General features: G+C 74.5%; 19 protein-coding genes. 12 read left to right on the top strand and 7 right to left on the bottom strand.

All coding sequences use genetic code 11. The features are described from left to right. The first annotated feature begins 83 nt into the window (after positions 1-83). A complete protein-coding gene (locus tag ACLQ20_RS04885) occupies positions 84-3,449 on the top strand; it encodes a S8 family serine peptidase (RefSeq protein ID WP_425854348.1) in 3,366 nt (1,121 codons plus the stop codon). Between the two features lie 51 nt (positions 3,450-3,500). On the opposite strand, the gene dapD is transcribed toward ACLQ20_RS04885, so the two are convergent. Beyond that, the gene (gene dapD, locus ACLQ20_RS04880) at positions 3,501-4,460 is read right to left on the bottom strand and encodes a 2,3,4,5-tetrahydropyridine-2,6-dicarboxylate N-succinyltransferase (RefSeq protein WP_425854819.1); all 960 of its coding nucleotides are present in this window, start codon (positions 4,458-4,460) and stop codon (positions 3,501-3,503) included. Between the two features lie 114 nt (positions 4,461-4,574). Here dapD and dapE point away from each other — a divergent pair, with 114 nt between their 5' ends. After that, positions 4,575-5,648 (top strand): succinyl-diaminopimelate desuccinylase, encoded by a 1,074-nt coding sequence (gene dapE / locus ACLQ20_RS04875; RefSeq protein WP_151456226.1) that lies wholly within the window; start codon positions 4,575-4,577, stop codon positions 5,646-5,648. A gap of 86 nt (positions 5,649-5,734) precedes the next feature. On the opposite strand, the gene ACLQ20_RS04870 is transcribed toward dapE, so the two are convergent. Beyond that, positions 5,735-5,896, bottom strand: coding sequence for a hypothetical protein (locus tag ACLQ20_RS04870; protein WP_165947700.1), 162 nt, complete (start codon positions 5,894-5,896; stop codon positions 5,735-5,737). A 309-nt stretch (positions 5,897-6,205) separates the two neighbouring features. Here ACLQ20_RS04870 and ACLQ20_RS04865 point away from each other — a divergent pair, with 309 nt between their 5' ends. From ACLQ20_RS04865 to ACLQ20_RS04835, 7 genes are all read left to right on the top strand, one after another. After that, positions 6,206-7,066, top strand: a complete 861-nt coding sequence (locus ACLQ20_RS04865; protein WP_425854347.1) for a TIGR00730 family Rossman fold protein — start codon at positions 6,206-6,208, stop codon at positions 7,064-7,066. A 1-nt stretch (position 7,067) separates the two neighbouring features. Then, positions 7,068-7,613: a TIGR00730 family Rossman fold protein gene (locus ACLQ20_RS04860; RefSeq protein ID WP_132231057.1), complete on the top strand. Its 546-nt coding sequence runs from the start codon at positions 7,068-7,070 to the stop codon at positions 7,611-7,613. A gap of 72 nt (positions 7,614-7,685) precedes the next feature. Then, a complete protein-coding gene (locus ACLQ20_RS04855) occupies positions 7,686-11,222 on the top strand; it encodes a PD-(D/E)XK nuclease family protein (protein ID WP_425854346.1) in 3,537 nt (1,178 codons plus the stop codon). Continuing rightward, complete coding sequence (locus ACLQ20_RS04850) at positions 11,219-14,695, top strand: ATP-dependent helicase (protein ID WP_425854344.1); 3,477 nt, start codon at positions 11,219-11,221, stop codon at positions 14,693-14,695. Before ACLQ20_RS04855 ends, ACLQ20_RS04850 begins: the two co-directional genes overlap by 4 nt. Before the next feature lie 205 nt (positions 14,696-14,900). After that, positions 14,901-15,104, top strand: coding sequence for a transcription antiterminator/RNA stability regulator CspE (cspE, locus tag ACLQ20_RS04845; RefSeq protein ID WP_007464836.1), 204 nt, complete (start codon positions 14,901-14,903; stop codon positions 15,102-15,104). Between the two features lie 221 nt (positions 15,105-15,325). Further along, positions 15,326-16,657: a DEAD/DEAH box helicase gene (locus ACLQ20_RS04840; RefSeq protein ID WP_425854343.1), complete on the top strand. Its 1,332-nt coding sequence runs from the start codon at positions 15,326-15,328 to the stop codon at positions 16,655-16,657. A 178-nt stretch (positions 16,658-16,835) separates the two neighbouring features. Next, complete coding sequence (locus tag ACLQ20_RS04835) at positions 16,836-17,024, top strand: hypothetical protein (RefSeq protein WP_132231061.1); 189 nt, start codon at positions 16,836-16,838, stop codon at positions 17,022-17,024. Positions 17,025-17,069: 45 nt separating this feature from the next. On the opposite strand, the gene ACLQ20_RS04830 is transcribed toward ACLQ20_RS04835, so the two are convergent. Genes ACLQ20_RS04830 through ACLQ20_RS04815 form a run of 4 tightly spaced genes read right to left on the bottom strand, consistent with a single transcriptional unit; the run spans position 17,070 to position 20,235 of the window. Beyond that, positions 17,070-17,519: an RrF2 family transcriptional regulator gene (locus ACLQ20_RS04830; protein ID WP_425691457.1), complete on the bottom strand. Its 450-nt coding sequence runs from the start codon at positions 17,517-17,519 to the stop codon at positions 17,070-17,072. A gap of 1 nt (position 17,520) precedes the next feature. Continuing rightward, on the bottom strand, positions 17,521-18,405 hold the full coding sequence (locus tag ACLQ20_RS04825; RefSeq protein WP_151456617.1) for an ABC transporter permease: 885 nt from the start codon (positions 18,403-18,405) through the stop codon (positions 17,521-17,523). After that, positions 18,395-19,174, bottom strand: a complete 780-nt coding sequence (locus ACLQ20_RS04820) for an ABC transporter ATP-binding protein (protein ID WP_425854342.1) — start codon at positions 19,172-19,174, stop codon at positions 18,395-18,397. The genes ACLQ20_RS04825 and ACLQ20_RS04820 overlap by 11 nt, the downstream gene beginning before the upstream one ends. After that, complete coding sequence (locus ACLQ20_RS04815) at positions 19,171-20,235, bottom strand: ABC transporter substrate-binding protein (protein WP_151456616.1); 1,065 nt, start codon at positions 20,233-20,235, stop codon at positions 19,171-19,173. Before ACLQ20_RS04815 ends, ACLQ20_RS04820 begins: the two co-directional genes overlap by 4 nt. A gap of 263 nt (positions 20,236-20,498) precedes the next feature. On the opposite strand from ACLQ20_RS04815, the gene ACLQ20_RS04810 reads away from it, so the two are divergent. From ACLQ20_RS04810 to nudC, 3 genes are read left to right on the top strand one after another with little or no spacing between them, the layout of a single operon-like run. Then, complete coding sequence (locus ACLQ20_RS04810; protein WP_151456615.1) at positions 20,499-21,809, top strand: M16 family metallopeptidase; 1,311 nt, start codon at positions 20,499-20,501, stop codon at positions 21,807-21,809. Beyond that, complete coding sequence (locus ACLQ20_RS04805; RefSeq protein WP_425854340.1) at positions 21,806-23,149, top strand: M16 family metallopeptidase; 1,344 nt, start codon at positions 21,806-21,808, stop codon at positions 23,147-23,149. The genes ACLQ20_RS04810 and ACLQ20_RS04805 overlap by 4 nt, the downstream gene beginning before the upstream one ends. After that, a complete protein-coding gene (nudC, locus tag ACLQ20_RS04800) occupies positions 23,146-24,084 on the top strand; it encodes an NAD(+) diphosphatase (RefSeq protein ID WP_151456613.1) in 939 nt (312 codons plus the stop codon). The genes ACLQ20_RS04805 and nudC overlap by 4 nt, the downstream gene beginning before the upstream one ends. Before the next feature lie 171 nt (positions 24,085-24,255). Here the strand turns inward: nudC and ACLQ20_RS04795 are convergent, their stop codons facing one another. Next, positions 24,256-24,531, bottom strand: a complete 276-nt coding sequence (locus ACLQ20_RS04795; protein WP_132231358.1) for a hypothetical protein — start codon at positions 24,529-24,531, stop codon at positions 24,256-24,258. Positions 24,532-24,778 lie beyond the last annotated feature (247 nt).

Here is a 24,778-nt window from a genome sequence, read left to right as displayed (position 1 = left end):
GAGGATCGGTCCTGTTCGTTGGCTGCTCCGTCATCTTTGTGTCTTCACTTTGCATACTCGGTATGCAACTCTGATGACTGTCAATGCGTCTCTCCCTACAGGTAGTAACGCCCGACGAGGAGGATCCGTTGCAGCGAAGAAGAAAACTGGTCGGTCTCGGTCTGGTGCTCGGCATGGTGCTCGGCACCCCCGGCATGGCCGTCGCCCAGAAGCCCGCCCAACCGACCGTCCGTCCCGACGCGACCCCGCCGTCCCGGGTGGGTGACGCCAGCCGCCCGGTCACCGTCACCCTGCTCACCGGCGACCGGGTCACCGTCAGCGGGACCAAGGCCAGTGTGCGACCCGCACCCGGGCGCGAGGACGTCCGCTTCCTGACCCGACGGGAGCGGGGGCACGTCTCCGTCGTACCCGAGGACGCCGTGGCGCCCATCCGGGACGGGCGGATCGACCGGCGGCTGTTCGACGTCACCGAACTGGTCGCCGCCGGCTACGACGACGCCCGGCGCGACGACCTGCCCCTGCTGATCACCGGCAGTGCCGGCGCGGCCCGGCGCTCCGCCGTGCCCGCCGGGGTGACGGTCACCCGTGAGCTGCCCGCCGCCGGCGGGCTCGCCGCCACGGCGAGCAAGCGGCGGGCCGCCGAGGTCTGGGCGGCGGTCACCGCCGCCGGTGCGAGGGTCGGCGCGGCAGGGGGTGCCGACCGGATCTGGCTCGACGGCCGGCGGCAGCTCACGCTCGACCGCAGCGTGCCGCAGATCGGCGCACCGGAGGCGCACCGGAACGGCTGGACCGGCCGGGGCATCCGGGTCGCCGTGCTGGACACCGGGATCGACGCCACGCACCCGGACCTGGCCGGCCGGGTGGCGCAGACGCGCAACTTCACCGAGGAGTCCGCGCCGGGCGACGTCGTCGGGCACGGCACCCACGTCGCCTCGACCATCGCCGGCAGCGGCGCCGCCTCCGGCGGCCGGATGCAGGGCGTGGCCCCGGACGCGACACTTCTCGACGGCAAGGTCTGCGAGACGTACGGCTGCCCGGAATCGGCGATCCTCGCCGGCATGCAGTGGGCGGCGGTCGAGCAGCGGGCCCACGTGATCAACCTCAGTCTCGGCGGCTTCGACACCCCGGAGGTCGACCCGCTGGAGGCGGCCGTCAACACGCTCACCGCGCAGACCGGCGCCCTGTTCGTGATCAGCGCCGGCAACTCCGGCCGGTTCGCGCCGGTCAGTTCCCCCAGCACGGCCGACGCCGCCCTCTCGGTGGGCGCCGTCGACCGGGACGACAGCCTCGCCGACTTCTCCAGCCGTGGTCCCCGCACCGGTGACGACGCGCTGAAGCCGGACATCACCGCTCCGGGGGTGGGGATCGTGGCGGCGCGCAGCCGGGACGGAGTGATCGGCGACCCGGCCGGGACCGGGTACGTGGCGATGTCGGGCACCTCGATGGCGGCCCCGCACGTCAGCGGCGCGGCGGCGCTGATGGCCCAGATGCGGCCCGGCTCGAAGGCCGGCGAGATCAAGGCACTCCTGATGTCCTCGGCGAAGCCGAATCCCGAGCTGACCGCATACGAGCAGGGAGCCGGGCGGGTCGACCTGGCCAAGGCGACCTGGCAGTCGCTGACCAACGACCCGCCGAGCGTGTCGTTCGGGCGGACGCTCTGGCCGCACGGCGACGACGCCCCGGTCACCCGCACGGTGACCTGGCGCAACGACAGCGGGACCGCGACCGACCTGGAGTTGGCCGTCGAGGCGACCGGCCCGGACGGCAGGCCGGCCCCGGCCGGCATGTTCACTCTCGGCGCGACCCGGCTCAGCGTGCCGGCCGGCGGCACGGCGAGCACCACCGTCACCGCCAACACCCGTGTCGACGGCCCGGACGGCCACTACACCGGCCGGATCGTGGTCCGCGGCGACAACTTCCCGGCGGGCATCCCGCTGGCGGTGCACCGGGAGGTGGAGAGCTACACGGTGACCGCCCGGCACCTGAACCGCGCCGGCGCGCTCTCCGGCGAGCACAGCACCACGCTGGTCTCCCTGGACGAGCTGCACCCGTACGACCTGTACGACCCGGACGGCACCGTCGAGCTGCGGGTCCCCAAGGGCCGGTACGGGCTGGTCAGTTACGTGTTCGAGGTGGACGGCGACGAGCTCACCGGGGCCACCCAGCTCGTCCAGCCGGAGCTGGTGGTTGGCCGGGACACGCGGATCACCCTCGACGCCCGACGGGGCAAGCCGGTCAGGATGAGCGTCCCGCAGCGCTCGGCCACCCCGGCGCTCGCCGTCACCGAGGCCGGCTTCCTCGCCGAGACCGGCAGCTACACCTTCGGCCTGCTGGACTCCGACTTCGACGGTCTCTTCACCGCAGGGCTCGGGAAGCCGGTGCCCGCAGAGCGGTTCGTCGCCACGGTCAGCGGCCAGTGGGCCGACCTGAAGGCAGCGAGCAGCCCCTACCTCTACGCCCTCAACGAGGCCGTGCCGGGCCGGATGCCGACCGGCTTCGTCCGGCACTACCGGGCGAGCGACCTGGCCACCGTCACGCACCGGTTCAACGGCGGCAGCCCGGGGCTGGCCGCGATGCGCCTGGTCTTCCCGCACCGGGATCCCGACCTCGGCGGCTGGGCGGTCGGCCTGCGCACCGCCACTCCCGGGCAACGGGTCGAGCACTACAACACCCGGGGCGTGCGCTGGTTCTCCGAGCTGGACTTCGGGGTGCCGACCGACGACGGCTGGCTCGACACCAAGGCGATCCTGTTCTCCGAGGAGCGGAGCCTGCGCGCCGGGCGGCACTACCGGGAGAGCTGGAACAGCGCGCCGTACGGGCCGTCGTTCCCGGAGGCGGGGATCGTCCGCCGGGGCGACCGCATCGAGGTGGGCCTGCCGCTGCACAGTGACGCCGAGGGGCACGCCGGCGGCTCGGTCGCCGACACCGCCCGCACCGCCCTCTACCGCAACGGGACGCTGGTAGGGGAGAACGAGGAGCCGGCGTACGGCGGGTTCGACGTGCCGCCGGGCGCGGCCGACTACCGGCTGGAGACGTCGTCGAAGCGGAGCTTCACCGACCTCTCGACCGAGGTGTCGGCCACCTGGACGTTCCGGTCCCGGCACGTCGCCGGGGACGACCCGGCCGTGCTGCCGGCGTCGGCGATCCGGTTCACGCCCCGACTGGACCGGGACAACGCCGCCCCGGCGGGCCGGAGCTTCGTGATCCCGGTGACGGTGCAGCGGCAGCCGGGCGCGCCCTCGGCCCGGGTCGCCGCGTTGACCGTCGACGTTTCCTACGACGGCGGGAAGACCTGGCAGCGGGCCCGGATCCGTGGCGGCGGGGACGGCTGGACGGCCACCGTGCGGCACCCGGCCGGCACCGGACACGTCTCGCTGCGGGCCACCGCCCGGGACACCGCCGGCAACACGGTCACCCAGCGCGTCATCCAGGCGTACCGCCTGCGCTGAGGCGTACCCCCGCCGGGTCCGCGGCCGACCGCGGGCCCGGCGGGGCGACCGTCAGTCGTTGGCGTGCAGCGCGGCGTTCAGCTCGATGCCCCTGCCGCTGCGCTGCTTCGCCTCCAGCGCACCGGTCACTGAGTTGCGCCAGAACAGCAGGTTGTCCACCCCGGACAGCTCGCGGGCCTTGACCACCCGGCCGTCCGGCAGGGTGATCTTGGAGGCGGCGGTGATGTAGCAGCCGGCCTCCACCACGCAGTCGTCGCCGAGCGAGATGCCCACGCCGGCGTTCGCGCCGACCAGGCTGCGCTCGCCGATGCGGACCCGGTCGGTGCCGCCGCCGGAGAGGGTGCCCATGATCGAGGCGCCGCCGCCGATGTCGGAGCCGTCGCCGACCACCACGCCCTGCACGATCCGGCCCTCGACCATCGAGGTGCCCAGGGTGCCGGCGTTGAAGTTGACGAAGCCCTCGTGCATGACGGTGGTGCCGGCCGCCAGGTGCGCGCCGAGGCGCACCCGGTCGGCGTCGGCGATCCGCACGCCCGACGGCACCACGTAGTCGGTCATCCGGGGGAACTTGTCCACCCCGTGGACGGCCAGGTGGCGGCCGGCGGCCCGCTCGATGACCCGCAGCTCGTCGACCCGCTCCGGGGGGCACGGCCCGGCGGAGGTCCAGGCCACGTTCGCCAGCTTGCCGAAGATGCCGTCGAGGTTGAGCTCGTTGGGTCGCACCAGGCGGTGGGAGAGCAGGTGCAGCCGAAGGTACGCGTCGGCGGCGTCCTTGATCGGCTCGTCCAGCGAGCCGATCACGGTGACCACCTGGACGGTACGCAGCCCGGGCAGCGCCCGGTCGCCGACCGCCCCCGGGGGCAGGTCCAGCACGTCCGCCTCGTCCTCGCCGGCGACCAGCGGCAGCTCGCCGAGGCCCAGCTTGCCCGTCGGATACCAGGTGTCGAGCACCTGGTCGTCAGCGGTAACGGTGGCCAGGCCGATGCCCCAGGCGGATTCGGACGTCACGATTCACCTCTCGTTCGTGCTGCGGGCCGGCGAGCCCTCCGCGCCCCGCCTCCCGCGCGGGCCGCCCCGGAACGCTCGCTCCACGCGCTCGCCGGATCTGACGGTACCGTGCGAACCATGGAGAACCCGCTGACCCCCGAGGTCCTGGCCGATCCGGTGGCGCTGACCCGCGCGCTGGTCGACATGGAGTCCGTGTCCCTCAACGAGAAGGCGATCGCCGACTGCGTGGAGGAGGTGCTGAGGGGCGTACCGCACCTGACCACGTACCGGCACGGCAACACGGTGATGGCGCGGACGGACCTGGGCCGTGACCAGCGGGTGGTGCTCGCCGGTCACCTGGACACGGTGCCGCTGAACAACAACTTCCCGTCGACCACGCGCGGCGACCTGATGTACGGCTGCGGCACCTCGGACATGAAGTCCGGGGTGGCGTTCGCGCTGAACCTGGCGGTGAGCCTGCCGGACCCGCGCTACGACGTGACGTACTTCTTCTACGAGGCCGAGGAGATCGAGTCGAAGTACAACGGCCTCTTCCTGGTCGCCGACGCGTACCCGGAGTGGCTGGAGGCCGACTTCGCGCTGCTGCTGGAGCCGACGCACGGCATCGTCGAGGCGGGGTGCCAGGGCACCATGCGCGGGGTCGTCACCACCACCGGCGTACGCGCCCACTCGGCCCGTTCCTGGCACGGGGTGAACGCGATCCACGCGGCCGGCGAGGTGCTCGACCGGCTGACCAACTACGAGGCGCGGCGGGTGACCATCGACGGCTGCGACTACCGGGAGGGCATGAACGCGGTCCGCATCCACGGCGGCGTGGCCGGCAACGTGGTGCCCGACCGGTGCGAGGTCGAGGTCAACTACCGGTTCGCGCCGGACCGGACCCCGGCCGAGGCCGAGGCGCACCTGCGCGAGGTCTTCGCCGGCTTCGACGTGCGGGTCACGGATTCGGCCGCCGGCGCCCCGCCCGGGCTGGAGGCGGCACCCGCCAAGGAGTTCCTCGCCGCGGTCGGTGCCGCGCCGATCGGCAAGCTGGGCTGGACGGACGTGGCCCGGTTCGCCGCGATGGGCATCCCGGCGCTGAACTTCGGCCCCGGCGACCCCAACCTGGCCCACCACCCCGACGAGCACGTGGAGATCAGCAAGATCCGGGAGGGCGCCGTCACCCTGCGCCGCTGGCTCGCGTCTTCCTGAAGCTCCCCGCGCGGGGCGTGCCCCGGATGGACGGAAGGTCCGCGTCGAAGGACGCGGACCTTCCGTGCACGGTGTCGTCGGTGCGGTCAGACGGTGGTGGACGCGTCGGCGGCGGGCCGGGCGTCGGTCTGGCCGCCCTGGTCGGTGGACGGTTCCATCAGGCGGGCGCGGCGGCGCTCGGCCACCACGTCGCGGATGCGGCGCTGCATCTGCCGCCGGATCCGGATCATCTCGCTGTTGCTGATCACGCTGACTCCTCCCCCGAAGGCGCGCGCCGGGGCATACCCGGTATGTGAATAGTAAGACGCCCGTGCGACCGAATTAGTTGCCCAAGATCCGGAAAAATATTTCCGATCGTCGCCCGGCCCGTCTCCGCCCGTCGCCCGAGGCCGCCGCCGAGGTCGCGTCGTCCGTCGCCGGGGGCCGTGCCGTCGACGTCCGAGGCCGCGTTGCCCGTCGCCCGGGGGCGGGGTCGTTTGTCGCCTCGCCCGTCACCTGCGGCGGCCCGGCTCACGGTGCGCGCACCTGGCGGGTGCGGCTCCACTACGGTTGCTCCCATGGGTCAGAGCAACGGGCGGGAGGCCGGCCGCGAGCCGGGACAGGAACGGCACCGGGGGGCCGTGACGCTGCGGCGGCAGGCGATGACGGGCAGCACCGCCGACCAGCGCCTGCTCGATTCGCGGGGGCGTGAGGACTGGAAGACCAAGGACGCCTGGCGGGCGCTGCGCATCCTCTCCGAGTTCGTCGAGGGCTTCGACACCCTCGCCGACCTGCCCTCGGCGGTCAGCGTGTTCGGTTCCGCCCGCAGCCACCCGGATAGCCCCGAGTGCCAGCTGGCCGAGGCGCTGGGCGCTGCCCTGGCCCGGGCCGGCTACGCGGTGATCACCGGCGGCGGGCCGGGCGTGATGGAGGCGGCCAACCGGGGCGCCAGCGAGGCCGGTGGGCTGTCGGTCGGCCTCGGCATCGAGCTCCCCTTCGAACAGGGGCTCAACGACTGGGTCGACCTGGCCATCGACTTCCGCTACTTCTTCGCCCGCAAGACCATGTTCGTCAAGTACGCCCAGGCGTTCGTCGTGCTGCCCGGCGGGTTCGGCACCATGGACGAGCTCTTCGAGGCGCTCACCCTGGTGCAGACCGGCAAGGTGACCCGGTTCCCCGTGGTGCTGATGGGCGCCGACTACTGGAGCGGCCTGCTCGACTGGCTGCGCGACACGATGGCCGCCGACGGCAAGATCGGCCCCGTCGACCTGGAGCTGATCTGCGTGACCGACGACGTCGACGCGGCGGTCCGGCACATCGTGGAGGCCGAGGCCGCCCTCAACGTCGAGCAGGAGGCGGTCCGCGAGGAGGCCGTCGCCGTCACCGCCGCCGAACAGCAGGCCGCCGCCGAGGCGGGCGACGAGAACCGGAAGCGCTGACATGGCGGCGATCTGCGTGTTCTGCGCCTCCTCCCGTACCCTCGACCAGCGCTGGCTGGACCTCGCGGCCGAGACGGGCGCGGAGATTGCCCGGCGCGGGCACACCCTCGTCAGCGGCGGCGGGTGCGTCGGCATGATGGGCGCGCTGGCCGACGGGGCGCGGGCCGCCGGCGGCCGGACGGTCGGGGTGATCCCGCAGTCGCTGGTCGACCTGGAGGTCGCCGACCTGGCGTCGGACGAGTTGCTCGTCACCGACTCGATGGCCAGCCGCAAGACCCTCATGATCGACAAGTCGGACGCGTTCCTCACCCTGCCGGGCGGGCTCGGCACCCTCGACGAGCTGTTCGAGGTGTGGACGACCGCCACCCTGGCCCTGCACGCCAAGCCGATGGTGCTGGTCGACACCGACGGCTTCTACCGCCCGGTGCTCGACTGGCTGGGCGCGCTGGCCGACCAGACCTTCCTCAAGCCCGCCGGCCTGGGCCTGCTCACCGTGACCGACACGGTCCCCGCCGCCCTGGACACCCTGGAACTCCAACTCCTCTGACGGGGGAGTGCGGGTTGGTCCCCGGCGGGGTGGCGGGGTGGGGGTGTCGTACCGGCGTGGTGGGATGGACGGATGCAGGCGTACCGGCTGGTGCGCCGGCCTGCGGAGGCGGTCCGGGGGGACCACCGGCCCGGCGGGCCGGCCCGGGGGGACGGTCGGTCCGGGGGGCCGACCGGGGGTGAGCGGCGGTCCGGAGGGCCGACGGAGGGTGAGCGGCGGTCCGGAGGGCCGGCCGACGGGGACGCGCACCGTGGGGCGGCGCGGCTGGCCGATCCGCGCCAGGTCGAGATCGTGGCGCACACCGACGGGCCGATGCTGGTGCTCGGCGGTCCCGGCACGGGCAAGACCGCCACGCTGGTCGAGGCCGTCGCCGCGCGGGTGGCCGAGGGCGTCGACCCGGAGCGGATCCTGGTGCTCACCTTCGGCCGCCGGGGCGCCACCGCGCTGCGCCAGCGGATCGAGGCCCGCGTCGCCGAGGGCGGGCACCGCGTGCTGCGCGAGCCGCTGGTGCGCACCCTCCCGGCGTACGCCTTCGGGCTGCTGCGGCGGGCGGCGGCCGAGCGCGGCGAGCCGTCCCCCCGGCTGCTCACCGGGCCGGAGCAGGATCTGATCATCCGCGAGCTGCTCGACGTGGTCGGCGAGGCGCCCGACGACGACCCGGTCGGCTGGCCGGAGGACCTGCGCCCCGCGTTGCGCACCCGGGCCTTCGCGGCGCAGCTGCGCGACCTGCTGATGCGCGCCGCCGAGCGGGGCGTCGGTCCCGTCGAGCTGGCCCGGCTGGGCGAGAAGCTCGGCCGCGCCGACTGGCCCGCCGCCGCGCGGTTCCTGCGGGAGTACGTGGCCGTGCTCGCCCTGCGCGACGTCAGCAACCGCGGCTCCGTCGCGTACGACCCGGCCGAGCTGGTCCGGGCCGCCACCGGAATGCTGCTCGACGACCCCGAGCTGCTCGCGGCCGAGCGCCGGCGGCTGGCGTACGTCTACGTCGACGAGCTGGCCGACACCGACCCGGCCCAGCAGGACCTGCTCGCGACGGTGGCCGGGGGCGGCAAGCCCCTGGTCGCGTTCGCCGACCCGGATTCCTCCACGTACGCGTTCCGGGGCGCCGACCCGGCGGGGGTGGCCACGTTTCCGCACCGTTTCCGCACCGCCTCGGGAGCGCCCGCGGCACAGGTGGTGCTCACCACCTCCTACCGGGCCGGTGCCCGCCTGCTCGCCGCGTCCGGCCGGCTGGCGCGACGGCTGCGCGGTCCGGCTGCGCACCGCCGGCTGCACCCGCTGCCCGACGCGCCCCCCGGCGCGGTCGAGGTACGCACCTTCCGCTCGGCCACCAGCGAGGCGGCCTGGCTGGCGCACGCGCTGCGCGAGGCACACCTGCTCGGCGGCGTGCCCTGGTCGGAGATGGCCGTGCTGGTGCGCTCCACCGGGCGGCAGTTGCCCTCGCTGCAACGTGCCCTGCACGCCGCCGGGGTGCCCACCGTCGTGCACGGCGAGGACCTGCCGCTGCACCTGCAACCGGCGGTCGCGCCGCTGCTGCTCCTGCTGCGCTGCGCCCTGGAGCCCGAGCGGCTCGACGAGGAGGCCGCCGTGGCGCTGCTGCACTCGTCGCTCGGCGGCGCCGATCCGCTGGCCGAGCGGCGGCTGCGGCAGGGGCTGCGCGCCCTGGCGCTGGCCGGCGGCGATCGCCGGCCCTCGGGCGAGCTGATCGTGGAGGCGCTGCGCGACCCGGCCGGGTTGGCCGGGATCGAGCGGCACTGGGCGGAGCCGGCGCAGACCGTGGCCGGTCTGCTGGCCGTGGCCCGGGAGTCCGCCGCGCGGCCCGGCGCCACGGCGGAGGACGTGCTCTGGGCGGTGTGGCGGGCCACCGGGCTCGCCGAGCTGTGGTCCGCGGCGACCGGCCGCGGCCAGACGGTGACCGGCGAGGGCGACGTCGCGCGGCGCCGCCGCGCCGAGGCGGCCGACCGCGACCTCGACGCCGTGATGGTCCTCTTCGACGCGGCGGCCCGGTTCACCGACCGGCTGCCCGGCGCGCGTACGGAGGTCTTCCTCGACCACGTCCTCGGCCAGGACCTGCCGGCCGACACCCTCGCCCCGACCGCCGACCGGGGGGAGACGGTGCGGCTGCTCACCGCCCACGCCGCGAAGGGGCTGGAGTGGGATCTCGTGGCGGTCGCCGGTGTGCAGGAGGGCGTCTGGCCCGACCTGCGCCTGCGCGGCAGCCTGCTCGGCTCGGAGCGCCTGGTCGACGTGCTCGCCGGCCGGACGGCCGGCGCGGGCGTGGTGGCGGCCCTGGTCGGGCAGACCTCGGCGCTGCTCGACGAGGAGCGCCGGCTGTTCCACGTCGCGGTCACCCGGGCCCGGCGACGGCTGCTGGTCAGCGCGGTCGCCTCCGCCGCGGTGGGCGGCGACGACCACGAGGAGCAGCCGAGCCGCTTCCTCTACGAGCTGGGCCCCACCGACCCCACCGACCCCACCGACCCGACCGACCCGACCGACCCGACCGACCCGTCCGCCCCGACGGCTCCCACCGATCCGCCGGATCCGACCGGCCCGACGGATCCCACCGACCAGGAGGAGCCGGACCGGCCGGGGGCGTTGCCGGTGAGCCGGCCGCCCCGGGCGCTGACCCTGCCGGCGCTGGTGGCGGAGCTGCGTACCGCCGTCAGCGACCCGGCCGTGACCTACGCCCGGCGGCAGGCGGCGGCTGCCGAGCTGGCCCGGCTCGCCGCCGCCGGGGTGGCCGGCGCGCACCCGGACGACTGGTGGGGGCTGCGGCAGCTCTCCGACGACCGCCCGCTGGTCGACGAGGGGGAGCCGGTCCGGGTCACCCCGTCGGCGATGGAGAGCGCGCTGCGGTGCAGCCTGCGCTGGCTGCTGGAGCGGCACGGCGGCAGCCCGCCGGCCAGCGCCGCCCAGGGCGTCGGCAACCTGGTGCACGCCGCCGCGATGCTCGCCGAGGACGCCAGCGCCGACCGGGGAGCGCTGCTGGACTACGTCGCCGCCCGGTTCGACGTCATCGAGCTGGCCGCCCGCTGGATGGTCGGTCCGGAGCACAGCCGCGCCGAGGCGATGGTGGACAAGCTGCTCCGCTGGCTGGCCGCGAATCCGCGCCGGCTGCTCGCCATCGAGCACGAGTTCGCGGTGCGCCTCGACGACCCGCACCGGCCGGTCGAGCTGGTCGGCCGGGTCGACCGGCTGGAGGTCGACGAGGACGGCCGGCTGGTCGTCATCGACCTGAAGACCGGCAAGTCCACCGCCGTCACGGCCAACGACCTCGCCGAGCACCCACAGCTCGGCGCCTACCAGGCGGCGGTGGAGGCGGGGGCCTTCGCCGACTTCGGCGAGGAGTCCGGCGGCGCGGCCCTGGTGCAGCTCGGCACCGGCGCGAAGGACGCGAAGGAGCAGAGCCAGGCGCCGGCGGGGGAGGGCCCGGAGGCCGGCTGGGCGACCGCGCTGGTGCGGCGTACCGCGGATACGATGGCCGCCGCCACCTTCGCCGCGGTCGCCAACTCCAAGTGCCGGGTCTGCCCGGTGCGTACGAGCTGCCCGGTGTCCGGGCAGGGCCGCCAGGTGGTCGAGCCGCCGACCACCCGTCGTCCGGAGACGCCTTGACGCAGCCCGCCCTCTTCAGCAGCGCGACCCCTGCGCCCCGGGTCGCCGACGCCGGCCCCCGCTACACGCCGGTGGAGCTGGCGAAGCTGCTGCGGCTGCCCGCGCCGACCCGGGAACAGGCCGCGATCATCGCCGCCCCCGTCGAGCCGCTACTGGTGGTGGCGGGCGCCGGGTCGGGCAAGACGGAGACGATGGCCGCCCGGGTGGTCTGGCTGGTCGCCAACTCGTACGTGCGGCCGGAGCAGGTGCTCGGGCTCACCTTCACCCGCAAGGCCGCCGGGGAGCTGGCGCACCGGGTGCGTACGCGGCTCGACCAGTTGGTGCGGCGGCTCGGGCGGCGGGGGCGCGACCCGCTCGACGACCCGCTGGCCGGGGAGCCGACCGTCTCCACCTACCACTCGTACGCGGGCCGGATCGTCACCGAGCACGGGCTGCGGGCGGGCTACGAGCCGTCCACCCGGCTGCTCACCGAGGCGTCCCGCTGGCAGCTGGTCGACCTGCTCGTGCGCAACTACGACGGCGACATGTCCGGGGTGGACCGGATGCCGAGCACGATCACCGACGCGGTGCTGGCGCTGGCCGGCGAGCTCGACGAGCACCTGGTCGACCCGGACGCGCTGGCCGCGTGGACGGGCCGGTTCTTCGCCGAGGTGCAGGTGCGCCCCGGCCGGGTCTACGCCGACGTGCGCAAGGCGCTGCAACTCCAGCAGATCCGGCTGAAGCTGCTCCCGCTGGTGCGCGCGTACGCCCGGCGCAAGGAGGACTTCGAGGCGATGGACTTCGCCGACCAGCTCGCGCGGGCGGCCCGGGTCGCCCGCGACCACCCGGGCGTCGGCGAGATCGAGCGGGACCGGTTCCGGGTGGTGCTGCTCGACGAGTACCAGGACACCAGCCATGCCCAGGTGGTGCTGCTCAACGCGCTCTTCGGCGGTGGGCACCCGGTGACGGCGGTCGGCGACCCCTGCCAGTCGATCTACGGCTGGCGCGGGGCGAGCGCCGGCACCCTGGACCGCTTCCCCACGGAGTTCGCCCGCGCAGGCGGTGCGCCGGCCGAGGTGCTCAGCCTCACCACGAGCTGGCGCAACCGGCCCGAGATCCTCGGTGTCGCCAACGCGTTGGCCACCCCGCTGCGGGCCGCCGGCGCCCGGGTGCCGGAGCTGCGCGCGGCGATGAGCGTCAAGGAGCCGGTCCCGCACCGCAGCGCCCGCGGCGCCGCCGGCGGCACCGTCCACTGCGCGCTGCTGCGGACGTACGCCGACGAGGCCGACTGGATCGCCGACAGCGTGCTGCACGCCTGGCGCGGCGCGGCCGGGATGCCCGGCGTGCTGCCCGAGCACATCCCGGTGCCGCTGCGGCCCACGACCGCCGTGCTCGTACGGCTGCGCAGCCAGATTCCGGCGATCGAGTCGGCGCTGCGCGAGCGCGGCCTGCCGGTCGAGGTGGTGGGCCTGGGTGGCCTGCTGGACACCCCCGAGGTGCGGGACGTGGTGTGCACGCTGCGGGTGCTGGCCGACCCGACGGACGGCGCCGCGCTGCTGCGGCTGCTGACCGGCGCGCGCTGGCGGATCGGGCCCCGTGACCTGGTGGCCCTGCACCGCCGGGCGAAGTCCATCGCGGCGGCCCGGCGCAGGCTCGCCGACGACGGCACCCCGGAGATCAGCCCGGACCTGCTCGACGAGGCGACCCTGGTGGAGGCGCTGGCCGACCTGGGCCCGGCGCAGGCGTACTCGGCGGAGGGCTACGCGCGGCTGCGGGCGTACGCCCGGGAGCTGGGCCTGCTGCGCTACCGGCTGGACCAGTCCCTGCCGGAGCTGATCGCGGACATCGAGCGGACGATCGGCCTGGACGTGGAGGTGGCGGTGCGGGCCGGCCGGGACGGGGCCGGGGACGCCGGCCTGGCGCGGGGCCACCTGGACGCGCTCGGCGACGTCGCCGCCCGCTTCAGCGGGGAGACGCCGGGCGCCACCCTGTCGGGGTTCCTGGCCTACCTGGCCGCCGCCGAGGACGAGGAACGCGGCCTCACGCCGGGCGAGGTGGAGGTGGTCGAGGGCGCGGTGCAGATCCTCACCGCGCACGCCGCGAAGGGCCTGGAGTGGGACGTGGTCGCGGTGGCCGGCCTGAGCCGGGGCGTCTGGCCGGGGCCGGTGCGCAACTCCGACCACTGGCTCGGCGGGCTGGGCGTGCTGCCGTTCCCGTTGCGCGGCGACGCCGACGGGCTGCCGGAGCTGGGCCTGGCCGAGGCCGAGGACCAGCGGGGGGTGGCCCGGGCGCTGGAGGACTTCACCGACGCCTGGCGGGCGCACGACGAGCGGGAGGAGCGCCGGCTGGCGTACGTGGCGGTGACCCGGCCCCGGCGGCTGCTGCTCTGCTCCGGCTACTGGTGGGGGGAGGGCACCAAACGGCCGCGCGGCCCGTCGGTGCTGCTGCGGGAGGTGCACGACGCCTGCCTGGACGCCCGCGCCGGGCACCTGGTGGACGAGTGGGCGCCGGAGCCGCCGGGCGACGCGGTCAACCCGACGACCGAGGTGGTGCTGCGCGCCGAGTGGCCGGCCGACCCGCTGGGCGCCCGCCGGCCGGCGCTGGCCGAGGCGGCGGCCCTGGTCCGCCGCTTCCTCGCCGACGGCGACCCGGCCGCCCGCCCACTGTCCGACGGGGACGCGGCCGCCCGCCCGCTGGCCGGCGGCGAGACGGCCGAACGGACGCCGTCCGGCGGCGACGACACCGCCGGGGTGGGCGCGGACCCGTCGGCTGACGACGCGGACGTGGCGCGGTGGCGGCGGGAGGCGGACCTGCTGCTCGCCGAGCGGGCCGAGCTGACCCGGCAGTCCGGTGCCGTCGAGGTTGCCCTGCCCGGCCAGCTGTCGGTGACCCAGCTGGTGGCGCTGCGCCGGGATCCGGCGGCGCTGGCCCGCGCGCTGCGCCGCCCGGTGCCCACCGAACCCAATCCGTACGCCCGCCGGGGCACCGCCTTCCACACCTGGCTGGAGCAGCGGTTCGGCGCCGACCGGCTGCTCGACCTGGACGAGCTGCCGGGTGCGGCGGACGCGGACGCGGCGCCGGACGAGGCGTTGGCCGAGCTCCAGGAGCGCTTCCTGGCCAGCGAGTGGGCCGACCGGGTGCCGGTCGAGGTGGAGGTGCCCTTCGCCACAGTGATCGCCGCAGTGGTGGTCCGGGGGCGGATGGACGCCGTCTTCGCCCGGCCGGGCGGGCGGTTCGACGTGGTCGACTGGAAGACCGGCCGGCAGCCCGCCGGCGCAGCCGCCGAGGTGGCCGCCGTGCAGCTCGCGGTCTACCGGCTGGCCTGGGCGGAGCTGGCCGGCGTGCCGGTGGAGCGGGTCGGCGCGGCGTTCCACTACGTGCGGGACGGGGTCACGGTCCGGCCGGCGGACCTGCTCGACGCGGACGGGCTGACCGCGCTGATCGCCTCCGTACCGGAAATTCCGGCAGACGGTGGTGCCGGGACGAATCCATGATAGGTTGGTCGCGTTGCAGTTATGGTTCCCAGAGACTCTGTGTGCGCCTGGAGGATTGTGGCCCAGGCGCTCTTTGTTGTGTCCGGAGTTCTCCGGGCGGGGCGACCAGAAGCGACAAGCGAGCCAGGCAGTTCCGCGTGGCGCGCTCCTCTTCGAGCCCGCAACAAGTGCGGGTTCGACGTTCCGTCAAGGAGACGAAACAAAAATGGCTATTGGCACCGTCAAGTGGTTCAACGCTGACAAGGGCTTCGGCTTCATCACCCCGGACGGCGGCGGCGCCGACGTCTTCGCCCACTTCTCGGCGATCCAGTCCTCCGGCTACCGGAGCCTGGACGAGAACCAGCGGGTCGAGTTCGAGGTGACCCAGGGCCAGAAGGGCCCGCAGGCGGAGAACATCCGCCCGCTCTGATCTTCGGATCTTCCAGTAACACCCACCGCGCCCTCCGGGTGCGGTGACGGGACCGGCCCGCCGCACCGTCGACCTGCGTGAGCAGGCGGCGAACGGCGGCGGGCCGGGGCCCGTACCCCTTTCGGTTCGTGCTTGTGAGTCACCCGCGGCCTGGTCCGCCGGTGACAGCGCCGCCTCCGGCGCCCTCCCTCGACACGTGCCGCGTCGAGGAAGGCTTCCGCATGACCACTGTCGTACCCTCTTTCGCCCTCACCGGGCTGGCCCCGGCGCTGCTCGCCGAGCTGACCGCCCAGGGCATCACCGAGCCGTTCCCGATCCAGTCGGCGACCCTGCCGGACTCGCTCGCCGGCCGGGACGTGCTCGGTCGGGGCCGCACCGGCTCCGGCAAGACGCTCGCCTTCGGGCTTCCCCTGCTGTCCCGCACCGCCGGCCGCCGGGCCCGCCCGGGCCGACCGCTGGCCCTGGTGCTGGTGCCCACCCGCGAGCTGGCCCAGCAGGTCACCACCGCGCTCGACCCGTACGCCCGCGCCGTCGGGCTGCGCTGCGCCACCGTCGTCGGCGGGCTCTCGCTGCAACGCCAGGCGGACGCCCTGCGCGCCGGCGCCGAACTGGTCGTGGCCACCCCCGGCCGGCTGCACGACCTGATCAACCGCGGCGACGCCCGGCTGGACCAGGTCGGCATCACCGTGCTCGACGAGGCCGACCAGATGGCCGACATGGGCTTCCTGCCGCAGGTCACCAAGCTGCTGGAGCAGGTCGCCCCGAACGGGCAGCGGATGCTCTTCTCGGCCACCCTGGACGGCGGCGTGGACAAGCTGGTGCGCCGCTTCCTCAGCAACCCGGTCTCGCACTCGGTCGACCCGGGCACCGCCACGGTGACCGCGATGACCCACCACGTGCTGCACGTCGACGCGGTGGACAAGCCCACCGCGCTGACCTGGATCGCCGCCCGCGAGGGCCGCACCATCCTGTTCATGGGCACCAAGCACCGCGCCGACCGGCTCGCCCGCCAGTTGCTGGCCAAGGGGGTACGCGCGGCCGCGCTGCACGGCGGTAAGTCGCAGCCGCAGCGCACCCGGATCCTGGAGCAGTTCCGCACCGGGCAGGTGACGGCGCTGGTCGCCACCGACGTGGCGGCCCGGGGCATCCACGTCGACGGGCTCGACATGGTGGTCAACGTGGACCCGCCCACCGAGGCGAAGGACTACCTGCACCGTGGTGGGCGTACCGCCCGGGCGGGGGAGTCCGGCACGGTCGTCACCCTGGTCCTGCCGGAGCAGCGCCGGGACGTGTCCCGGCTGATGTCGACCGCCGGTATCCGTCCCGAGTCCGTCCAGGTGCGCCCCGGCGACGAGGCCCTGGCCCGGGTGACCGGCGCCCGGGAGCCGTCCGGCGTGCCGGTGACGATCGCGCCGCCCGCGCCGCAGGCCGCCTCCGCCGGGTCTGCCGGCGGCCGGTCGGCCGGCCGCGCCGGTGAGGGCACCCGGGCTCCGCACCGCGCCTCGGGGCGGCCTCGCCGCTCGCGCCGCCCGCGCACCCCGCACGCCTCCTGACCAACCCCTCCGCGTTCCGCTCTCCGTCGGCTCCGGGCACCCGTGCCCGGAGCCGACGGCTGAGTCTGGAATCAGCGAACGTTACGTCCGATCGGCGACTGTTTCCGCCGCCGGGGGTGGTGAAAGCTGGGGGCGGGGGAAGATCCGGGCGGGACCGCCCGGCATGGGAGGGGTGACCATGGCGGGCGACGCCGGCTCGGGCGCGGCGCGGGAACTGTTGCTGGTGCTCGCGGTGGCGCTGGCCGGGCTGCTGCTCGCCGTGGTCGCGGTGTTCACGCCGTGGCACGCCACCCCGGACGGGGCCGCGCCAGCCGCTCCGGTCGAGCTTCGCAGCCCGACGGAGCGGCCGGTGCCCACCGTCGGCTGACCGTCGCTGGCCCGCCGGCCCGTCGCCGGAGGAGCCGGTGCGTGGTCAGCGGGCGCGGGTCTCCCCGGCGCCGGCCGCAGAGTGTTCCGCCCCCAGCAGGTCGGCGAGGGTGGTCCGGTCGACCACCAGGGCGATCGCGCCGTGCACGGCCAGCCAGACGTCCCGCAGGCCGGTCGCCACACCCGCGTAGCCGGCCCGCTCGGCCGGCAGGCCGCGGACGGTCGTCAGGGAGCCGCCGATCGCGCGGAGCACGTCGCCGACGCTGATCTCCACCGCGGGACGGGCCAGGGCGTACCCGCCCTCGGTGCCCCGGTGGCTCACCAGCAGGCCGGCCCGGCGCAGGTCGACCAGGATGCCCTGGAGAAAGCTCAGCGGGATGCCCTGGCTGTCGGCCAGCGTCCCCGCCTTGACCAGCCCGCCGCCGCCGACCGGAGCCGCGGCGGCGACGGCGAGCATGGCCCGGAGCGCGTAGTCACTGCGCGCGGAGACGTACACGTCACTGACCCGCCTGGTCCAACACGCCCCACCGACGCCGGATCGCCTTGTCCGCCGCCCCGAACGCGGCGTCCACCGCCAGGCCCAGCACCAGGATCACGATCATCGTGGAGATCAGCCAGGGCGAGTCGGAGAGTTCCCGCGAGTAGGTCAGCTGCGCGCCCAGCGACGTCTGCGAGATGCCGACCACGATCAGCTCGCCGGCCATCAGGCTGCGCCAGGAGAACGCCCAGCCCTGCTTGAGGCCGGCCACGATGGCCGGCAGCGCGGCGGGCGCGATGACGTACCGGTACAGGTTGAGCCCTCGGGCGCCGAGGTTGCGGCCGGCGCGCAGCAGCAGCGGCGGCACGTAGTCCACACCGGCGATCACGCCGTTGGCGATGGACGGCGCGGCGCCGAGCACCACCACGAAGAAGATGGCCTTCTCGCTCAGCTCGAACAGCAGGATCGCCAGCGGGAACCAGGCGATCGACGGCATCGTCTGCAACGCGGTGATCATCGAGCCGATCGCGGCCCGCAGGATCCGCGACCGGGCCACCGCGAGGCCGAGCAGCAGGCCGACGGCGACCGAGAAGACGTAGCCGAGGGCCGCCCGGCGCAGGGTGGTGACCAGCCCCTCCCAGAGCTGGACGCCGCTGACCTGCCGGAGCAGCTCCTGACCCACGGCCACCGGGCCCGGCAACGAGTACTCGGGCTTCCAGCCGGTCCAGACCACGACCTGCCAGGCGCCGACGGCGAGGACGAGCGCGGCCAGCTTCGGCCAGGTCGCCGCCCAGAACCGGCTGGCCCGCGTGCGGCTCTTCTCCCGACCGGCCAGCTCCAGGGCGTCCAGCCCGGAGATCTCCGCGTCGGTACGCGGGACGGCGGCGAGGGTGTCACCGGCCATGGCGGCCCACCTCCGTACGCAGGCGGCCGGTGACCTCGGCGGCGATCGCGGCGACCTCGGGGGAGTCGATGCGGCGCGGCCGGGGCACGTCGACCGGGGTGGACCAGATGATCCGGCCGGGCCGGCTGGAGAGCAGGATGATCCGGTCGGCGAGCCGGGCCGCCTCGCGGACGTTGTGCGTCACGAAGATCACGGTGAGCCGCCGCTCGGTCCAGATCCGTTCCAGCTCGTCGTGCAGGATGTCCCGGGTCATCGCGTCGAGCGCGCCGAACGGCTCGTCCATCAGCAGCACCGGCGTGTCCAGGGCGAGGGTGCGGGCCAGCGCCACCCGCTGGCGCATGCCGCCGGACAGTTCGTGCGGGCGCTTGCGGCCGAAGTCGGCCAGGTGGACCGTGCCGAGCAGCTCGGCGACCCGGTCCCGCCGCGCCGCCCGGGGCAGCCCGCGCAGCTTCAGCGGCACCTCGACGTTGCCCTCGACGGTGAGCCAGGGGAAGAGGGCGGGCTCCTGGAACATCAGTCCCGGGTCGACGCCCTCGTCGAGGGTGATCCGCCCGCCGCTGGGCCGGTCGAGGCCGGCGACCAGGTTGAGCAGGGTGCTCTTGCCGCAGCCGGAGGCCCCGACCAGGCAGACGAACTCGCCGGGCGCGACGTCGAGGGAGACCCCGTCCAGGGCGACGACGGCGTTCGCCCCGCGCCCGTACACCTTGGTGACGCCGTGCAGCGCGACCGAGCCGGTCGCGCTGCGTGGCGTCGTCGTGGTCGACGTCATGGTTGGACGACCTCGGGCTTGCCCTGGCCCTTGAGCACCTCGTTCAGGTGGGTGAGGTCGTAGAGGCCGTCGAGGCTGACCGGCTGGGTCAGCCCGACCGCGACGGCGTGGTCGAGCCCGGTCTTCAGCGACGTGGCGATCGGGTCGTTGGTGAACTCCAGCGTCGGCCAGGCCTGCTTGATCAGCTTGAGGTCGAGCGGCTTGCCGCTGATCTTTCCGATGTGGTCGGAGATGGCCTGGTGCGTCTCGTCGGGCTTGGTGTTGACGAACTCGTTGGCCGCCACCTGACCCTCGACCAGCTTCTTGACCACGTCCGGGTGTTCCTTGAGGAACTTGGTGCTGACGATCAGGTTGGTGATCACGAACTTCCGGTCCGGCCAGAGGTCGCGCTCGTCGACGAGCACCTTGCCGCCCGCGTTGACCAGCCGGGACACGAACGGCTCGGGCACCCAGGCGCCGTCGATGGCCCCGCTGTTGAAGGTCTCCACCGTCTGGGCGTTCTCCTGCGGGACGATCTTGACGTCGCCGCCGCCCTCCTTGGTCGTCGTGAGGCCCTTCTCCTTGAGCCAGTAGCGGATGGCCACGTCCTGGGTGTTGCCCAGCTGCGGGGTGGAGATCTTCTTGCCCCGGAGCTGCTCCACCGAGGTGATCTCGGGCTTGACCACGAGCGCGACGCCGCCGGAGGCCGCGCCGGAGATGACCCGGACGGCCTCGCCCTTCGACTTCGAGAAGGCGTTCACGGTGGGGTTCGGGCCGATGTACGTCGCGTCGAGCGCGCCGGAGAAGATCGCCTCGATGGCGGCGGGGCCGGCGTTGAAGGTCTTCGTCTCCAGCTTGACGTCGCCGCCGAGCTTCTCGGCGAAGATGCCCTTCTCCACGCCGACCACGGCCGGCGCGTGGGTGATGTTGGGGAAGTAGCCGAGCCGCAGCGTCGTCGGGCCGGAGCCGCCGCCTGCGCCCTCGCTGTCGTCGCCGCAGGCGGCCGCGGTGCCCAGGGTCGCCACGCCGACGACGGCGAGGGTGGCCAGGGAGACCCATCGACGCATGGGGAGCCGTCTCATCGTCCATCCAATCCGCAGTATTCCTACTTAGTTGGTAGGAAGACTGGGGCAGGCGGTGAACTGGCGTCAAGGGCCAACCACATGCCGGGATCTGCGTCCCAGAAAAAGCGGCAATCTCTACTGATTGGATGTGCTTTGCCGCCAGTGTTCCCGGCGCCGCCGCCGGCCGCCGGGGCGGCTGCGTGCGACGCCCCGGGCGCCGGTCGGGGCGGCAGGCGAGAGGTCGCCGGTGGCGGGGGTGCCGACGCGCTAGGGTCGATCCCGTGGCGGCGCGGAGATCGAGAATTCCAGCGACGAAGTACCCGGTAGAGCGGTTCACGCTCGACAACGGCCTGCGGGTGGTCCTGACCCCCGACCGCAGCGCCCCGGTGATCGGGGTGGCGGTCGTCTACGACGTCGGCATCCGCTCCGAACCCGAGGGGCGTACCGGCTTCGCCCACCTCTTCGAGCACCTCATGTTCCAGGGCTCCGAGAACCTGGAGAAGCTGGCGCACTTCCGGCACGTGCAGGGGGCGGGCGGCACCTTCAACGGCTCCACCCACCTGGACTACACCGACTACTTCGAGACCCTGCCGAGCAACGCCCTGGAGCGGGCGCTGTTCCTGGAGGCCGACCGGATGCGCGGCCCCCGGCTGACCGAGGAGAACCTGCGCAACCAGGTCGACGTGGTCAAGGAGGAGATCCGGGTCAACGTCCTCAACCGCCCGTACGGCGGCTTTCCCTGGCTGACCCTGCCGCCGGTCATGTTCGACACCTTCCCGAACGCGCACGACGGCTACGGCTCCTTCGTCGACCTGGAGTCGGCCACCGTCCCCGACGCCGCCGACTTCTTCCGCCGCTACTACGCGAGCGGCAACGCGGTGCTGGCGGTCAGCGGCGACATCGACGTAGCCGAGGCGACCACGCTGATCGAGCGGCACTTCGGCGACGTGCCGGCGCGTCCCGCCCCGAAGCGGCCCGACTTCACCGAGCCCGACCTGACCGAGGAGCGGCGCACCTCGTACACCGACGAGTTGGCCCCGCTGCCGGCGGTGGCCGGCGCCTGGCGGGTGCCCGACCCGATCACCGACTTCGCCGCCTACCTGCCGTACGTCGTGCTGGCCGAGGTGCTCACCGACGGCGACGCGTCCCGGCTGGTCGAGCGGCTGGTCCAGCGGGACCGGGCGGTGACCAGCCTCGGCGGCTACGTCGGCTTCATGGGCGACCCGTTCGACGTGCGGGACCCGACGGCGCTGCTGCTCCAGGCGCACCTGCCGCCCGGCGGGGACGTGGACAAGGTGCTGCGCACCATCGACGAGGAGCTGGACCGGCTGGCCACCGACGGCGTGGCCGAGGGGGAACTGGCCCGCACCCAGGCCCGGATGGCGACCCACCTGCTGCGCGACACCGACGCGGTGCTCGGCCGGGCGTTGCAGATGGCCGTGCTGGAGCAGCAGCGCGGCGAGCCGGGGCTGCTCAACGACCTGCCCCGGCTCGTCGGCGAGGTCACCGACGAGCAGGTCCGCGCCGCCGCGGCCACCCTGCGGCCCGAGCGCCGCGCGTCCATCGAGGTCATCCCAGGAGGGGCCAAATGAGCGTGACCGCACCGGCCGCGCCCCGGGCGCTGCCGCCGCTCGGCCCGAACCGCAGGCTCAAGCTGCCGAAGCAGGCCGAGCGCACGCTGGGCAACGGGCTGACCGTGATCGCCGTACGCCGGCCGGCGGTGCCGCTGGTGGAGGTGCGGCTGTGGATGCCGTTCGGCCGCACCCACCTCGCCCGGGGCGCCGTGCTCGCGCAGACCCTGCTCTCCGGCACGGGGACCATGTCCAGCGTGCAGATCGCGGCCGAGTTGCAGAAGGTCGGCGGCGGGCTCTCCGCCGGGATCGACCCGGACCGGCTGATGCTCTCCGGCGCCGGGCTGGTCACCGGGCTGGACCGGATGCTGGAGATCCTCGCCGAGGTGCTGACCGACGCGGCCTACCCGAACGACGACGTCGCCACGGAGCGGGACCGGCTGGTGGACCGGATCCACGTGGCGCGGAGCCAGCCGGCGCACCTGGCCCGCACCGCCCTGCTCCGGCGGGTCTACGGCAGCCACCCGTACGCGGTGCAGACCCCCGAACCGGAGGCGGTCCGGGCGGTCCGGCCGGGAGTGCTGCGAACCCTGCACGCCCAGCGGGTGCACCCCGCCGACGCCGTGCTGGTGCTGGTCGGTGACGTGCAGCCGGACCGGGCGCTGGACGCCGCCGAGAAGGCACTGTCCGGGTGGACCGGCGCCGGGCACACCGCCGACCTGCCGCCCGCTCCGCCGCTGGAGCCCGGGCCGCTGCTGCTGGTCGACCGCCCGGGGGCGGTGCAGTCCTCGCTGCGGATGGCGTTGCCGGCGGTGCCCCGCACCCACCCGGACCACGCCGCGCTGCAACTGGCCAACCTGATCTTCGGTGGCTACTTCTCCTCCCGCTGGGTGGAGAACATCCGCGAGGACAAGGGCTACACGTACGGGGGGCACTCCCTCGTCGAGCACTCGGTGGCCGGGTCGGTGCTGGTCGCCGCCGTCGACGTGGCCACCGAGGTCACCGGGCCGGCGCTGCTGGAGACGACGTACGAACTCGGCCGGCTGGCCTCCCTCCCGCCCCGCGAGGACGAGCTGGAGCAGGCCCGCCAGTACGCCCTCGGCACCCTCCAGCTCGGGATGTCCACCCAGGCCGGGCTCGCCTCGCTGACCAGCGCGTACGCCGGCAGCGGGCTGCGCCTGGAGTTCCTGGCCGAGCACGCCGCCCGGCTGGCGAAGGCGACCGTGGCCGACGTGGCCGAGGCGGCGGCCCGCTACCTCGCCCCGGCGCAGGCGGTCACCGTGGTGCTGGGCGACGCCGAACGGATCGGGCCGCAGGTGGCGGCGCTGGCCCCGGTCACCACCGAGCCGGCACGACCGTGAGCGGTGAGCCCGCGCCGCCGCTGGCCCGTTCCACCCTGGACCGGGCAGCCCACCGGCGCACCGACCCCGGGTGGCTGGCGCAGGCGTGGAGCCGGGCCCGGGTGCTGGTGCTCGACTCCGCCGACGGTGGCCGGGCGCTGGTGCGTACCGACACGTCGCCACCGAAGCTGGTGCTTGTCGACCCGGCCGGGCTGCCCGAGCCGACGTCGCCGATGTTCCTCGGCGTCGAGCCGGACGGGGTGCCGGTCTTCGCCGTGGACGCCCCGCTGCCGGCGGTGTCCGGGGCCCGGGCGGCGCACCTGCGCGAGGTCGGGCACCTGCTCGGCGACCGCGACGCCGGGCTGTTCACCACCGCGCTGGCGCTGGTCAACTGGCACCTGCGGCACCGCTACTCGTCGGCCACCGGGCACCCGACGGAGGTGGACGAGGCCGGCTGGTCCCGGGTCGACCCGGCCGGGGAGCGGATCTGGCCGCGTACCGATCCCGCGATGATCGTGCTGGTGCACGACGGCGTTCCGGGCCTGGACGGGCGGTGCCTGCTCGGCAACAACGCCACCTGGCCGCACACCGCCGGCGAGCGCCGGTTCTCCTGCCTCGCCGGCTACGTCGAGCCGGGGGAGTCGGCCGAGGCCGCGGTGCTGCGCGAGGTCCGCGAGGAGGTCGGCGTCCCGGTCGACGACATCGCGTACGCGGGCAGTCAGGCGTGGCCGTTTCCCGGCTCCCTGATGCTCGGCTTCCTCGCCACGGCGGATCCGGAGCATCCGGTGCAGGTGGATCCGACGGAGATCGCGTTCGCCCGGTGGTTCTCCCGCCGGGAGATCGGCGCGGCCCTGGCGGGACGGCCGGTGGAGGTCGGCGGGGCCCGCCTGGTGCTGCCGCCGCCGTCGTCGATCGCGCTCTTCCTGATCCACCGCTGGCTCGACGGGCACTGCTGAGCCGGTCCCGCCGCGCGCGGGCGCGCCGGTGGCCGGGGGTCGTGCGGTCCCGGCCCGTGGCCGCCGTTGCCGCGGCGGTCACGGACCGGGAACACGGGCCGCCGTGGTCGGCTGGGGCAAAGGAGCACGGCGGGGGAGCCGGTCCGACCACGACGGACGTCTGGGTGCGGGTCAGCTGCCTCGGTCGTCGGGTGCGGCCCGCCGTCCGCGGCCCGGCTCGTCGAGCGGGAGCACCTTGACCCGCTGCTTCCCGGAGCGGACCGCGCCGACCGTGGCGAGGGCCCGGGCCAGCAGCAGCGCGGCGTCGCGCTCCTCGGCATGCACGATCTGGCGGCGCGGCTCGGGCGTGGTGGTCTCGTCGCGGAGTCGGTCACCGCACGCCCAGGCGGCGGCGATGTCCACGTCGGCGGCTGCGCGGATGTCGGTGCGAACGATCAGGAACCGCATGCGGGTCTCCGGATGAATCGCGAGGGTGGGGAACGGGTGGAAGTTCCACGTCACTCTGTCGTCATGTTACGCCGCGCGGTCGTCTCATCAAGTGAAACGCGACGATTGGTCCGGAGGCTCATCCGATCAGCGGATGCCTGGTCGGCGGGGTGGCAGGGCGCAGACGCGGCGGGGGCGGGGGCGCCAAGACCGCGGCCCCGCCCCCGGCGGACGATAACATAAAAAAGAAAAGGACGGTATTAGCGCC

The sequence above is a fragment of the Micromonospora sp. DT46 genome (genome assembly GCF_049841735.1).
Lineage (GTDB): Bacteria > Actinomycetota > Actinomycetes > Mycobacteriales > Micromonosporaceae > Micromonospora > Micromonospora reichwaldensis.
This window is presented reverse-complemented; position numbering and strand designations above follow the sequence as displayed.